This window comes from Arthrobacter pigmenti (genome assembly GCF_011927905.1).
In the GTDB taxonomy this organism is placed as follows: Bacteria; Actinomycetota; Actinomycetes; order Actinomycetales; family Micrococcaceae; genus Arthrobacter_D; species Arthrobacter_D pigmenti.
Genome location: NZ_JAATJL010000001.1, coordinates 2,834,961 through 2,847,151, shown reverse-complemented (window position 1 = coordinate 2,847,151; position 12,191 = coordinate 2,834,961). Strand labels below are relative to the sequence as shown.

Here is a 12,191-nt window from a genome sequence, read left to right as displayed (position 1 = left end):
TGTCGATACCCGACCTGTGCGGCTAACCGACCAGGCGCTTCGCGCGGAGTACCGCTTTCCGGAGCTCTTCCTGCTTCGTCTTGCGCGATAGTGCCTGCGGCCCGACCCCCGGAGCCTTGATAGCGATCACGCGAGGCACGCGGTCCCTGAGGTGCCGCTCCCACGTCTGCTGCACCATATCGCTGCACAGAAGCACCACCTCAAGCCGCGGCAGGAGGCGAAGCACCGAGCCCAGGGCCTTGGCGCCGGCTGTCCGGTCATCGGCAGTTGGGCTGGACGCAGGGAAAGGGACCAGGTTCCACATGAGGACCTCGTTGTGCAGACCGGCTGCATCGCGTTCGATCCAGCACCGTTCAGCGGAGCTGTCAGGGTTGTCAACGGAAACGAAACCGGAACCCTGCTCGGATAGCACCTCTTCCGGTGGACGGTCCAGCACGAACAGGACACGCGCCTGATCGCCCGCATCGTCGGGATCGAAATGCGGAATGCGCAGCGATCGCGCGGCCACGTAGTCGGCGCGCCATTGTTCAAGGCTTTGGATGTGCGGAGCGGTGGCCAGTTGAGATCGGCGACCTTCGAGGACCGCTTTGTCAGATAGGGCTTGGGGGCGGTCAAGGAACATACCTCCACTCTATCCGCGTCTGTACGAGTCCTTGAGCGTTCCTGAGGTGGGTGACCCGTGAAGGGACATTCCCGATTGACAAGTCACGTCCGGATGAACACTATTGAACGGTGTTCAATAAATCGGTGTTCATTCCTTCTCGGCGTTGGCCGACCAACAGCTTGGCGGAGGCGCCCTGACCCGCGCGCAGGCCCTCGCGATCCTGACTTCCGACGACGCCGCCCTCCTCGATCTGGTGGCAGCGGCCGCAACCCTCCGCCGCGCCCACTTCGCCAACACGGTGAAGGTGAACTACCTCGTTAACCTCAAATCGGGTCTCTGCCCTGAGGACTGCACGTACTGCTCGCAGCGGCTCGGTTCCGCCGCGCAGATTTTGAAGTACACGTGGTTGAAGCCGGACGAGGTAGCCGAGCAGGCTTCCTGCGGAATACTCGCGGGCGCCTCACGGGTTTGCCTCGTGGCCAGCGGCAAAGGCCCAACGGACCGGGACGTGGAGCGCGTTGCAACCATGGTGGCCGGGCTCAAGGAAGAGCACCCGCAGGTGGAGGTGTGCGCCTGCCTCGGCATCCTGAAGGACGGGCAGGCGGACCGGTTGCGGGACGCGGGCACTGACGCCTACAACCACAACATCAACACCAGCGAATGGAACTACGCGGACATCTGCACCACGCATGAATACGCCGACCGCGTGAACACCGCCGGCAAGGCCAAGGACGCCGGGCTTTCACCCTGCTCGGGGCTGATCGTGGGCATGGGGGAGGCCGACGACGAGCTCATCGACGCCGTCTTTGCGCTCCGCGACCTCGGCGCCGACTCCATTCCGGTGAACTTCCTCATGCCGTTCGAAGGGACCCCGCTCGAGGACACCTGGCTGCTCACGCCCGCGCAGTGCCTGCGCATCCTCGCGCTGGTCCGCTTCGCGTGCCCGGACACCGAGCTGCGAATGGCCGCGGGCCGCGAGATGCACCTACGCTCTCTGCAGCCCCTCGCCCTGCACGTCGCGAACTCCCTCTTCCTCGGTGACTACCTGACCAGCGAAGGCCAGGAAGCCAAAGCGGACCTCGACATGATCGCCGACGCCGGCTTCGTCGTCCTGGCGCCGGGACAGCATGCCGCAGTGCGGCATGCCCCGGGACAGCTAGCCCCAGGGCAGCCCGACGACGGCGGGGCGGGCCACGCCCGAGCCCAGGAACCCGCCATCCGCCAGCGAGGGGCAGGGACGGAACTTGCCCCCAACGTCTAGCGCCGGCGTCGTGCGTGCCCCTGCGTGACGGGCCTTCTGGAGCGCGACCACGGGTTGCTGCTCGGCGCTATACCCGCGGGTGCGTCGTCACTGGAACCGGCAGCCTTCGCAGCCGGCGCTCAGGGGTGGCTCGATGTCAGAAGAAATCCGCTATATAGCCCACGAAGAACAGCAGTCCCAGCAGCACAACAATCCCGATAAGCACGAGCCAGATCCGGGACGCGGCCTTGCCTGGCGCGTTCTCCTCATGACCCTGCGGGCCACCGGTGCTGGCTTCGGCGGGTGGGGTCTCGCCGGGAGGAACACCCCCGCCCGGCTCCAGTCCGGTGATCTTTTCCTCGTCCGGATCCGGGTTCTGGCTGCTCATGACTGCTCCTGGCTGTTCGACGCGCTGCCCGAATCGGCGTTCGGATCGCTCGCGGTCTCTCGGGGCGCCTCGCGCGGGGTCCAGGACATCGTGATGTTCGCGCCATGCTCGGTCTCAGTGACGTAAAGGTGCAGGTCCTCGCCATAGAGGTTCTCGTTCTCCACCACGTCGCCGGCCTCATGCGCCATGTCCACGAGGCGGCTGATCGCCACAGCCATGGCCCTGCCCCAGTCATGTGGGTGCTTGCTGTCCGATTCCTCGGTTGCCGAAAACTTCTTCTCTGCGCTGCCCATAGCTACTCCTCCCAGCTGTCATGCCAGGGGCGCGGCAGCCCGCCGTCGACCCCTCCTGCATTCATAAGCCAGCTTTGTAGTGATCCTCGTCCCACAGTAGCAGTCTGCTCACCAGGAGTCTTTCCCCTCACCGCGCAGCACCGCCCGCGCGGCATACCCGATGATCGAGCTGTACGTCGGGTACGCGAACTTCACCCGCGCCAGCGTCGCGACGTCAGTCCCGGCAGCCATCGCGGACGCCACCGCCTGGATCACCTCGACCGCGTTCTCACCCACCGCATGCGCACCAAGAATCAGTTCGCGGTGCCGGTCCGTGACGAGTTTCAGGAACCCCTGCTCCCGCTCGTCGATGATCGGCCGCTCCACCGAACCATAGGGAACGACGACGACGGCGCACCGGTCGTCGCGCTCCCGCGCCGCCGCTTCGGTGAGGCCCACACCGGCGTAATCCGGGTCGGTGAACCCACCCTCGGGCAGGAGATGGTGCGGCGTGGTGCGGTGAGCACCGAGCACGGCGTTCTCCCCTGCCGTCTCGCCTTCGAAGACGGCCGCCTGCACGAGCATCGACGTTCCATTCGCGTCACCGGCAACGAAGATGTGCGGCACGTTCGAGCGCAGGTAGTTGTCCACCGGGATGGAGCTGCGTCCCGCTTCAATGCCCGCAGCGTCCAGGCCCAGTCCGTCGATGTTTGCCGGCCAGCCGGCCGCCATGACGACGGCGTCAACCCGCGCCGAGTGGTCGCCATCGGTGCCGTGCCAGCGGATCTCGAGGCCGCCGTCGTCGTGCTCGTCTATGCCGTCCACGCCGCCTATACCCGTTTCCACCTGCACGCCGCGGGTGCGGAAGCCGTCGGTGACGGCGGCGGCGACGTCCTGGTCCTCAGTCAGCAGGATGCGCGGCGCGAGGTCCAGGAGGATTACGTGGGAGCCGAGCGCGTCGAAGATCGTGGCGAGCTGCGCGCCGGTATGGCCGCCGCCGATGATCGCTACTGCTCCGGGGAGCTCGGTCAGGTCGAGTACGTCGGAAGGCAGCACGGCGTGCTCGGCGCCGGGGATCGGCAGCCTGCGTGCACTGCCGCCCACGCAGAGGATGATGGACGTCGCGGTGATCGAGCGGCCGTCGAGGGTGATTTCATTGGGCCCTGCGAAAGCCGCGTCCCCGCTCAGGTGGGTGATGCCGAGGCGGCCCATGGCGTCGTCGTACGCTTTGGCTTCCAGCACCCGGTCCACGGTGGCGCGGACCCGCTTGATGAGCTGCGTCCAGTCCACCGCCGGCTCGTGGACCACAATCCCGTAGTCCTGCGCGGTGCGCACCTCCCGGTACAACCTCGCCGTCTTCGCGAGTACACGGGTGGGCACACAGCCCGAGTTCACGCAGGTACCGCCCAGCCGGGCGCGTTCGACGACGGCGGTCCGGGCCCCGAGCTCGGCGGCGCGCATTGCCGCGGCCATGCCGGCCGGCCCGGCGCCGATCACCAATAGGTCAAAGTCCATGTATGTCTCCCGCTTTCGTTCATCGACTCTCCCCTACCCATCGACTCTCCCCGAATGGTCGTTATGGAGCCAAATCCCGTCCCAAAAGAACCATTTGGGGAGAGTCGATGCAGTCTCTCTTGGGTGCGATGCGCTCAGGTGGACGGCACGCCCGGGATGCGGTTCTCGCGGAACGCATCGACGAAGAGCGCGTGATCGCCACGGACCGATTGCGCGTAGTCCATCGAGAATTCGATGATGTCGTCGATGAACTCGTCACGCCGCCCGTCGACCGCCTGCATGATGGCGCGCTCGGTCTGGAAATCCACGAGATCCTGTTCGCTGTCCTGGTCCGAAGCGCAGTGCACCTTGGCCGTCGCACGGCCGAGGTCCACCAGTACCGGCTCGATCTCATCCGGTTCGGTGAGGTTGTCCCAGCGCAGGTCCGCCTTGTAAGGGGAAAGTTCGTCGACGACGAAGCCAACGCCGTCCACCGTTGTGTAACCCAGGAAGGTGTCGGTGTGCACCTGGAGCGCCCGCTGGCTGATGACCGTGCGGTGGCCGTCGTGCTCGAAGTAGGAACGCACCCGCTCATCCGTGACAATGCGGCTGGGCGCGGCGACGTTGCCCTGCTTCATGGAGATGATGATGTCATTCTCCAGCGCCTCGTTGTACCCCTCGATCAGCACGTTATAGGCGGGCAATCCTGCGCTGCCGATGCCGAACCCCTTGCTGCCGACAATGTCCTTCACGTGGTAGAAAATCTCGCGGCTGGACCGCTTGTCTTCCGGGATGGTGGCCAGGTAACCCTCGAATGCCTTCGAGACCATCTCGTACTCCGCCTCGTCCAGGCGCCGGGTCTTGCTGTTGTCGCGGAAGTGCCGTTCATGGTCCTCCACGAGGGTCATCGCGTCCAGCAGGTCGGTGCGGCGTGACGCCCTGGCGGCGAGGAGCACGCGGTGGATGGTGCCGGAGGTGTTGGAAAGGTGGAGCGCGAAGTCGTCCTGGCCGGCGTCGTCGTAATGTTTGACCTGCTCCAGGTACGCCGAAAGGTACGTCCGCGCGAGGCTGCGGACCGCTTCGGCGGGCAGCGCCTTCTGCCAGGACATCAGCGCTAGGGAGGTGGTGAACCGACGAAGGTCCCAGGAGAAGTGGCCGAGGTAGGCCTCGTCGAAGTCGTTGATGTCGAACGTGAGCTCACCCGTGCTGCTCATGTAGGTGCCGAAATTCTCTGCGTGGAGGTCGCCGTGGATCCAGACCCGGCCCGTATTCTCGTCCGCCCACTTGTCCTCCAGTTCGCGCATATCCGCGTAGAAGAGGCATGCGCTGCCGCGGTAGAACGCGAACGGATCGGCGGCCATCTTCCGGAATTTCGTCCGGAAGCCGTGCGCGTCCGCCTCCATGAGCGGTTTGAATGCCTCCACGAGGGTGTCGGCAATGAGCAACTGGCGGTCTTCGTTGTCTCCCATTGCGCCAGTCTAGGCCGACGCCTTCCAAACGACGACGACGGCGGCAGCCCTCAGCTGGGTTTGAGCAACAGCCCCGGATCAGGCGTAAGCTCGAAGCATGATTGAAACGGCGAGCATCGACGCCCGCCCCCGGGTGTTGCCGGTAATCTCCGCCGCGCTTGTTTCGGTGTCCGGGTTTACAATGTTCGCGCTGGAGCAGCGGCTGATCGGCTATGCCGTGCTCGTCGCGGCGCTTGTTGTGGCGTATTTCTCCGGACGGGCGCTGTTCAAGGACCTGATCCTGCTGGCCATCGGGCTGGCGATCATCAGTGCCGTACCCATCACCACGGACATCAGCTTCAGCCACATGACCATCATGGGCGCCGCGATGATCTTCGCCGTGGCGGTGCCGTACCTGCTCTCGAGGTTTGTATTCAAGGACCACGCGATCCGCTTCCCCGTCCTTACCGGCCAGAAGTGGACCCGGACCGAGCGCTGGTACCTGCTCGCCGTCGTCGTCATCGGATATTTCCTGCTCCCCGTGTACATGATTCCGACGGGTGTGTATGAGAACTGGCCCGCGGCGTCTGATGCGGACACCATCGCGCGGTTGTTCCTCGGGACCAACGTGCTCGGGATCTGGGATGAGCTGTTCTTCATCTGCACGGCGTTCACGCTGCTGCGGCGCCATTTGCCGGACTGGCAGGCGAATATGCTGCAGGCGGTGCTGTTCACGTCCTTCCTGTGGGAGCTCGGTTTCCACGCGTGGGGGCCGTTCCTGATCTACCCGTTCGCGTTGATTCAAGCCTGGATCTTCTCGAAGACGAAGTCGCTCAGTTACATCGTGAGCGTTCATCTGCTCTTCGACTTCGTGCTGTTCCTTGTACTGCTGCACGCCCACAACCGCGAGTGGTTCGCGATCTTCCTGTACTGAGCGGGCTTGTCGGGGCGCCAGTCAGCGGTCATGCCGGAGGGCTGGCACCGGCGGGTACCGGCCCTTCGGAAAGTTCAGTGCTTTCCGGTCCAGTGAGGGCTGTGCATCAGCCCGAGCACGTTCCCGAATGGGTCCACCACCGATGCGGTCGTGAAGCCGCCGCCGCGTTCGGTGATGGCGGTGTGGGTAGTCGCTCCGCGAGCAAGGAGGTCGGCTACCGCAGCTTCGATGTCGTTGACCTGCCAATGGGTAATCGAAGTGCCCGTCCCAGATGAGCCCGATGGAGCGTAGCTGCGATCCATTATTCCAAGTTCGTCTTCGTCCGGCCCGAGACGAAACTCCACGTAGGCAGCCGGACCCTCTTCCGGTCGGCGGAAGTACGGGTCGATGCCCAGGGCTGTCGCGTACCAGTCTGCCGCGGCGTCGACGTCGTCGGCCGTGAGCACCATTGTGGTCAGGCCTTGCAGAGTCGTCATTGTCTGGTCCCTTCGTCGAGTTTGTTCATCTACACGTTCTACTGTGGCAGTCAAAGTACTCATCCAATGAGCACTTTTCTGGGATAGTTTTAACATGCGTGCCGACCGGCTCATTGCCCTCCTGATTTTCCTGCAGTCTCGGGAGCGGGTGACTGCAGCTCAGGTCGCCGCCGAGTTGGAAGTTTCCCTGGCGACCGCGCGCCGCGACCTTGAGGCATTGTCGGCAGCGGGGATCCCTGTTTACGTGCAAGCGGGGCGCGGAGGGGGCTGGCAACTTGTCGGTGGCGCGCAGACAAATCTGTCCGGATTGTCCCTGTATGAATCGAGAGCTCTCTTCTGGCTGCTCGGCACTGCGGGTTTGTCGAGTCCTGAGACTCGGGTTGCCACGATGAAGCTAATCCAGGCTCTGCCCCAGTCCATGCGCACCGAAGCGGATCGGCTGGCCACGTCGATTCATTACGATCACGCCGCGTGGGGCGAACAGTCCAGTGAAGCGGCAGTCGGGTTGGATCGGCTTCGCGACGCAGTCGTCCAGCGGCGGTCAATCATCGTGTCATATACGTCCCGCGGGGGAGACCGGGACCAACTTCAGCTTCGCCCTCTAGGTCTCGTCGCGAAGTCCGGCATCTGGTATCTCGTCGCCGACGGTGCGCGTGGCCGTCGTACGTATCGAGTATCGCGGCTCGAGGAGGTGGCCGGTACTGACGAGTTCTTTGATGAACCGGCTGACTTTGAACTGACTTCCTACTGGAAATTCCATACGGAAACGGTGGAGGGCCTTCGGTCGGAAGTGGCTGCACTCCTGCGGGTGCCCAATTGGATCGCCCCGATCCTGCAGAAACAGTTTGGACGCTACTGCAGGGTCCAAAGCCGAGGCGATGAGGGCCGGCTCACTGTAGAGGTACGCGCCAACCTCGTGGTTGCATTGGCGGAGCAACTTGCCGGATGGGGCAAGCAGGTCGAAGTGCTCGCTCCCCCTGCACTGCGAGTCGAACTCGCCCGCATCGGCGCCGAACTGATCAGGCAGCATGGCTCTGCGCCGAAACAGGACTGAAAACCGCCCCTGACGAGAACGGCTGGCTGAAGAGGCGGATTGGACGTACCCCCGGGGACCTCTGAGACGGTAGGACCATGGACTTTCTTGAGGCGATTGCTCCCATCCTTGCCATCGCGGGCGCGGTGCTTGCCGCCGTCGTACTGGGCTGGATCCTGCGCAAGGTAGCCACCCACGCCCTGCGCAAGGTCCCCAAAATCCAGGAAGTGACGCGGAAGGCGCGGGGTCCGCTGCAGGCGGTGCTCGCCGTCCTCGGCATCCGGATTGCGCTCGGCGCCACAGCCCGGGACACCCCGTGGTTCCCGCCGGTTGACTACGTGCTGGTGCTGGCGCTGATCTTCTCGTTGGCGTGGCTGCTGGTTGCCGTGCTCTCCATCATCGAGACGGTAGTGCTGCGCCATTACGAGAACTCGGGCCGGGATTACCGGCGCGGCCAGCGGCTCAAGACGCAGATCATGCTCGCGCGGCGCGTTGCCGTGGCCGTGATCATCACCCTGGCGCTGGCGAGTGTGCTGTTGACGATCGATGAGGTCCGGGCGCTCGGCGCCGGGATCCTGGCCTCCGCCGGTCTGATTTCGATCGTGGCCGGCCTGGCGGTACAGAGTTCGCTGAGCAACGTCTTCGCCGGTGTGCAGTTGGCGTTCACAGATGCCATCCGGGTGGACGACGTCGTGCTCGTCGAGGGCGAAATGGGCACCATCGAGGAGATCACCATGACCTACGTGGTGGTCCAGGCCTGGGATGAGCGGCGCCTCATTCTGCCGTCTACCTACTTCACGTCGACGCCGTTCGAGAACTGGACGCGGCGCCGCTCCGAGCTGCTCGGCACCGTGGAACTGGACCTCGACTGGCGCGTGCCGATCGAGCAGATGCGCAGCCACCTCCGCGAGGTCCTCGACGCCTCCGACCTCTGGGACGGCCGCACCGGCACCCTCCAGATCACCCAGGCCACCGACGGCGTGGTGCGCGCGCGGATCCTCGTCAGCGCAGCGGACAGCGGCGCGCTCTGGGACCTGCAATGCCTCGTCCGCGAGAAGATGGTCGGCTTCATCCAGACCCGGTTCCCCGACGCCCTGCCGCGCCAGCGCTGGGAGGCGGTGACGGCGTCGTCGTCATCTTCTTCCTCGGCCCCCCACACCGCGAACGACGACGTCGCCGGCCACCACCCGCGCGATGGGCGCCTCTTCACCGGCTCACCGGAAGCCGAGCGTCGTCGTGAGGACTTCAGCGGTCCTGGAGAGGACGCGCTCGACGAGCGTGAGGCCCGGAAGGCGTCCTGAGCCCGGTTCCTTGATCGCGTCCGGCGAAGGTCGCTACCCTTGCATCGAGCGGGCGCTAGTTGTACTGACCGGAGACATTAGTTGAGCGTGCGTCGCTCGCGCCGAAGTCGCTTGTGAGCCAGTCCTCAATGGAATCCCAGGGGAAGTCGCGACGCTCATGTGGCCCGGGCAAGGTTGTGGAGGCTTGCATCCGGTCGAATCGAAAGAGACGCCAGTCGTCGCGGTCGAGGTCATAGGCGATGAGGTACCAGTGCTGCCGCCGCAGGAGATGTCGATACGGCTCGACTGTTCGGCGCGTATAGCGGCCGTGCTGGTCCGTGTAGTCGAAGGCGAGGCGCGCACCTGTTGCTACGGAGTCGGCGATCGTGCCGACGAGCTGCCAGTCCACGGACGCAGGAGCTTCGCGTAGGACCTGTGTGGACAGCGCCACCGCTCCGGCGCGCCGCTGCAGGCCCCGAGGCAGCACCTGTTCGAGCTTTGTGCGCGCGGTTGCGGCTGTGGTGTCGTCGGGTTGCCACGCTTCGAGGACCAGCAGGCTCGTGATGATCGTTGAGACTTCGTCCGCGCTGAGCAGTAGCGGCGGGATTTTCATGCTCGGCCGCAGTGCGTAGACAGCACCTGGGCCCGGGCGAGAGTCGACGTCGTAACCCATGCGGCGAAGACGCATCGCGTCCCGGCGCACGGTGCGTTCGCTAACCTGCAGGCGGACTGCGAGGTCGTGGGCGGTCCACTCCCGCCCTGGCTGGAGAAGCGCCAGTAACTCCAGTGACCGTGTCGATGGCGAGTCCATAGATCCATGATCGCCCAAGATGCGGCCAGTATGGGGCCGCATTTGCTTCTAGCGTGGAATCACGAACGGAAAGAAGGGAACTCCATGAAAATCGCCGTCACGACACCTCAAGGTAATGTCGGCCAGCATCTGACCCGGATGCTCATCCGGGCAGGCGTCAGGCCGATGCTGCTCACCCGCCACCCAGAGAACATCCCCGCCTCCCTCGCCGAGCACGTCGAGCTGGTGACGATGGACTCGCGCGAGCCGAGACAGGTCGCTTCCGCCACTGCCGGCGTCGACGCCGTCTACTGGGTCGACCCGCCCGCCGAGTCTTCTGATCCGATGGCTGACTATCGCCGTGCGACGGAGTCCATCGTCGCCGCAGTTGAGGCGAACCGGATCGGACGGGTTGTTTTCCAGAGCAGCGTCGGTGCGGAGAAGCGGTACGGTGCGGGTGAGATCGACGGGCTTGCGGAGACGGAAGTCGCCCTCGACAATTGCGGCGCGGATCTCACGCATCTGCGGTGCGGCTACTTCTTCACCAACCTGCTGTTCGAGGCGGAGTCGGTGAAGGCCGGGCTGCTCCAGACTGTGCTGCCCGTCGACGCTCCGATGAGCTGGGTCGCTCCGCGGGACATCGCAGAAGTTGCCGCTCTCACATTGCTGAGCGGCGAGTGGAGCGGACGCCGCGTCCAGGCCGTCCACGGCCCCGAGGACCTGTCGTGGACCCAAGTTGCGAAGACCCTCACGGAAGAGCTTGGTCGAGAGGTGCGCGTCGAGCGGATCGCCGACGAGCAGATGCGCGAGCAGTACCTCCAGGCGGGTATGCCGTCCGCCATGGCGGACGCGGTGCTGGGGATGTCCGCCGGGCTGCGAGACGGCTTCGTGCCCGAGCAGGAACGCTCGATGGTCAGCACCACCCCGACCCCACTGCGGAGCTGGATCCGTGAGGAGCTCGTCCCCCTCCTCTGAAGCGATCAGATGACCGGATCAACTGTGGGTGGCCCCGGTCCGGGGCCACCCACTTCAACCTAGGAGCACAGATGTCACATGCCAACGCGGCCTTGACTCCGCGCCACCGGCTCAAAGTCGCCCGCCTCGTCGTCGAGGGCGGATGGCCCATCAGCGAGGTCGCAGCCCGCTTTCAAGTTTCATGGCCCACCGTGAAGAGATGGGTCGGAAGGTATCTCGCGGGAGAACCCATGCTCGATCGCTCATCGCGACCCAGAATCTCGCCGAACAAGACGAGCAAGGCGGTGACCAAGCGCTGCGTGAGCCTGCGGATGCGCCTGCGCGAAGGCCCCGTTCAACTCGCCGCTCGGCTCGGCATTGCCCCGTCGACGGTGCACCGCATTCTGCGCACCGCGCGGCTCAATAGACTCATCTACATCGACCGCGCCACGGGCGAGCCGATCCGACGATATGAGCACGACCACCCCGGCTCGCTCGTGCACGTTGATGTCAAGAAGCTCGGGAACATCCCTGACGGCGGCGGTTGGCGCTACGTCGGCCGCCGACAAGGGGGGAAGAACCGCTCCGCGACTCCAGACAGGCCAAAGAACAAACAAGGAAACCCCAAGCTCGGGTACGCCTTCGTTCACACCGTGCTCGACGACCACTCGCGCGTCGCGTACACCGAGGTTCATGACGATGAGCGCGCAATTACCTCGGTCGGCGTCCTGCGCAGGGCGGTGGCGTGGTTCGCACAGCGCGGTGTGACGGTCGAGCGTGTCCTGTCGGACAACGGCGGCGCGTACCGCTCGTACCTGTGGCGCGACTCCTGTGAAGCCCTCGCCATTCGTCCTAAGCGGACGCGGCCTTACCGGCCACAGACGAATGGCAAGGTGGAACGCTTCCACCGGACCATGGCAGACGGTTGGGCCTACGCCCGCTGCTACAGCTCAGAGCAGGAACGCCGGGATGCGCTCGAGAGGTGGTTGCATCACTACAACCAACATCGCCCTCACAGCGCATGCAACAAGCAGCCGCCCTTCACTCGATTGATTAACGTCCCGGGTCAGTACAGCTAGTAACGCCTCTCTTGGACGAAGGATGGTTCTCAGCGCCCAGTCAATGATCGTGGGACGCCGCGCTGCTACCAGTTATTCGCCACAATCCATCGCTCTGTTTGACGGCAGGACTCGGGTACGACTGCCTCCGGCAATCGCCCCGGCGATATTCCGCCACCGAGGCTCTGCCCTTCTTCGCCGCGCCGGAATAGAAACTGCC

Annotated in this window: 13 protein-coding genes; 6 read left to right on the top strand and 7 right to left on the bottom strand. The window is 64.8% G+C overall.

What is annotated here, in order from left to right; genetic code table 11:
- Positions 1-22: 22 nt before the first annotated feature.
- Positions 23-622, bottom strand: coding sequence for a uracil-DNA glycosylase family protein (locus BJ994_RS13300; RefSeq protein ID WP_167994793.1), 600 nt, complete (start codon positions 620-622; stop codon positions 23-25).
- Between the two features lie 145 nt (positions 623-767).
- On the opposite strand from BJ994_RS13300, the gene bioB reads away from it, so the two are divergent.
- Positions 768-1,865 carry a biotin synthase BioB gene (bioB, locus tag BJ994_RS13295; protein WP_167994791.1) on the top strand — a complete coding sequence of 366 codons (1,098 nt, stop codon included), beginning with the start codon at positions 768-770 and terminating at the stop codon, positions 1,863-1,865.
- A 136-nt stretch (positions 1,866-2,001) separates the two neighbouring features.
- Here the strand turns inward: bioB and BJ994_RS13290 are convergent, their stop codons facing one another.
- The 4 genes from BJ994_RS13290 to BJ994_RS13275 form a co-directional block, all read right to left on the bottom strand.
- The gene (locus tag BJ994_RS13290) at positions 2,002-2,232 is read right to left on the bottom strand and encodes a DUF6480 family protein (protein WP_167994789.1); all 231 of its coding nucleotides are present in this window, start codon (positions 2,230-2,232) and stop codon (positions 2,002-2,004) included.
- Positions 2,229-2,525, bottom strand: coding sequence for a hypothetical protein (locus BJ994_RS13285; protein ID WP_167994787.1), 297 nt, complete (start codon positions 2,523-2,525; stop codon positions 2,229-2,231). Before BJ994_RS13285 ends, BJ994_RS13290 begins: the two co-directional genes overlap by 4 nt.
- Before the next feature lie 108 nt (positions 2,526-2,633).
- Positions 2,634-4,019, bottom strand: a complete 1,386-nt coding sequence (locus BJ994_RS13280; protein WP_167994785.1) for a dihydrolipoyl dehydrogenase family protein — start codon at positions 4,017-4,019, stop codon at positions 2,634-2,636.
- A gap of 134 nt (positions 4,020-4,153) precedes the next feature.
- Positions 4,154-5,467 (bottom strand): DUF2252 domain-containing protein, encoded by a 1,314-nt coding sequence (locus BJ994_RS13275; protein ID WP_167994783.1) that lies wholly within the window; start codon positions 5,465-5,467, stop codon positions 4,154-4,156.
- A 97-nt stretch (positions 5,468-5,564) separates the two neighbouring features.
- Here BJ994_RS13275 and BJ994_RS13270 point away from each other — a divergent pair, with 97 nt between their 5' ends.
- On the top strand, positions 5,565-6,380 hold the full coding sequence (locus BJ994_RS13270; protein WP_167994781.1) for a CPBP family glutamic-type intramembrane protease: 816 nt from the start codon (positions 5,565-5,567) through the stop codon (positions 6,378-6,380).
- A 74-nt stretch (positions 6,381-6,454) separates the two neighbouring features.
- Here the strand turns inward: BJ994_RS13270 and BJ994_RS13265 are convergent, their stop codons facing one another.
- Positions 6,455-6,856, bottom strand: a complete 402-nt coding sequence (locus BJ994_RS13265) for a VOC family protein (protein WP_167994778.1) — start codon at positions 6,854-6,856, stop codon at positions 6,455-6,457.
- 94 nt (positions 6,857-6,950) lie between these two features.
- On the opposite strand from BJ994_RS13265, the gene BJ994_RS13260 reads away from it, so the two are divergent.
- Both BJ994_RS13260 and BJ994_RS13255 read left to right on the top strand, forming a co-directional pair.
- The gene (locus BJ994_RS13260) at positions 6,951-7,910 is read left to right on the top strand and encodes a helix-turn-helix transcriptional regulator (RefSeq protein WP_167994776.1); all 960 of its coding nucleotides are present in this window, start codon (positions 6,951-6,953) and stop codon (positions 7,908-7,910) included.
- 77 nt (positions 7,911-7,987) lie between these two features.
- Entirely contained in the window at positions 7,988-9,190 is a 1,203-nt protein-coding gene (locus BJ994_RS13255) for a mechanosensitive ion channel family protein (RefSeq protein WP_167994774.1), read from the top strand.
- Between the two features lie 55 nt (positions 9,191-9,245).
- Here BJ994_RS13255 and BJ994_RS13250 read toward each other — a convergent pair whose 3' ends face one another.
- Entirely contained in the window at positions 9,246-9,980 is a 735-nt protein-coding gene (locus BJ994_RS13250; protein WP_167994772.1) for a helix-turn-helix transcriptional regulator, read from the bottom strand.
- 84 nt (positions 9,981-10,064) lie between these two features.
- On the opposite strand from BJ994_RS13250, the gene BJ994_RS13245 reads away from it, so the two are divergent.
- Positions 10,065-10,934 carry an NAD(P)H-binding protein gene (locus tag BJ994_RS13245; RefSeq protein ID WP_167994770.1) on the top strand — a complete coding sequence of 290 codons (870 nt, stop codon included), beginning with the start codon at positions 10,065-10,067 and terminating at the stop codon, positions 10,932-10,934.
- Positions 10,935-11,005: 71 nt separating this feature from the next.
- Complete coding sequence (locus tag BJ994_RS13240) at positions 11,006-11,992, top strand: IS481 family transposase (RefSeq protein ID WP_167994768.1); 987 nt, start codon at positions 11,006-11,008, stop codon at positions 11,990-11,992.
- Positions 11,993-12,191: the final 199 nt, after the last annotated feature.

Bases quoted from the DNA above. Each gene is read 5' to 3' on its own strand.
- BJ994_RS13280 (WP_167994785.1), bottom strand. From the start codon at position 4,019: ATGGACTTTGACCTATTGGTGATCGGCGCCGGGCCGGCCGGCATGGCC.
- BJ994_RS13270 (WP_167994781.1), top strand. From the start codon at position 5,565: ATGATTGAAACGGCGAGCATCGACGCCCGCCCCCGGGTGTTGCCGGTA.
- BJ994_RS13245 (WP_167994770.1), top strand. From the start codon at position 10,065: ATGAAAATCGCCGTCACGACACCTCAAGGTAATGTCGGCCAGCATCTG.
- BJ994_RS13285 (WP_167994787.1), bottom strand. From the start codon at position 2,525: ATGGGCAGCGCAGAGAAGAAGTTTTCGGCAACCGAGGAATCGGACAGC.
- BJ994_RS13275 (WP_167994783.1), bottom strand. From the start codon at position 5,467: ATGGGAGACAACGAAGACCGCCAGTTGCTCATTGCCGACACCCTCGTG.
- BJ994_RS13300 (WP_167994793.1), bottom strand. From the start codon at position 622: ATGTTCCTTGACCGCCCCCAAGCCCTATCTGACAAAGCGGTCCTCGAA.
- BJ994_RS13260 (WP_167994776.1), top strand. From the start codon at position 6,951: ATGCGTGCCGACCGGCTCATTGCCCTCCTGATTTTCCTGCAGTCTCGG.
- BJ994_RS13265 (WP_167994778.1), bottom strand. From the start codon at position 6,856: ATGACGACTCTGCAAGGCCTGACCACAATGGTGCTCACGGCCGACGAC.
- BJ994_RS13250 (WP_167994772.1), bottom strand. From the start codon at position 9,980: ATGGACTCGCCATCGACACGGTCACTGGAGTTACTGGCGCTTCTCCAG.
- BJ994_RS13290 (WP_167994789.1), bottom strand. From the start codon at position 2,232: ATGAGCAGCCAGAACCCGGATCCGGACGAGGAAAAGATCACCGGACTG.
- BJ994_RS13240 (WP_167994768.1), top strand. From the start codon at position 11,006: ATGTCACATGCCAACGCGGCCTTGACTCCGCGCCACCGGCTCAAAGTC.
- BJ994_RS13255 (WP_167994774.1), top strand. From the start codon at position 7,988: ATGGACTTTCTTGAGGCGATTGCTCCCATCCTTGCCATCGCGGGCGCG.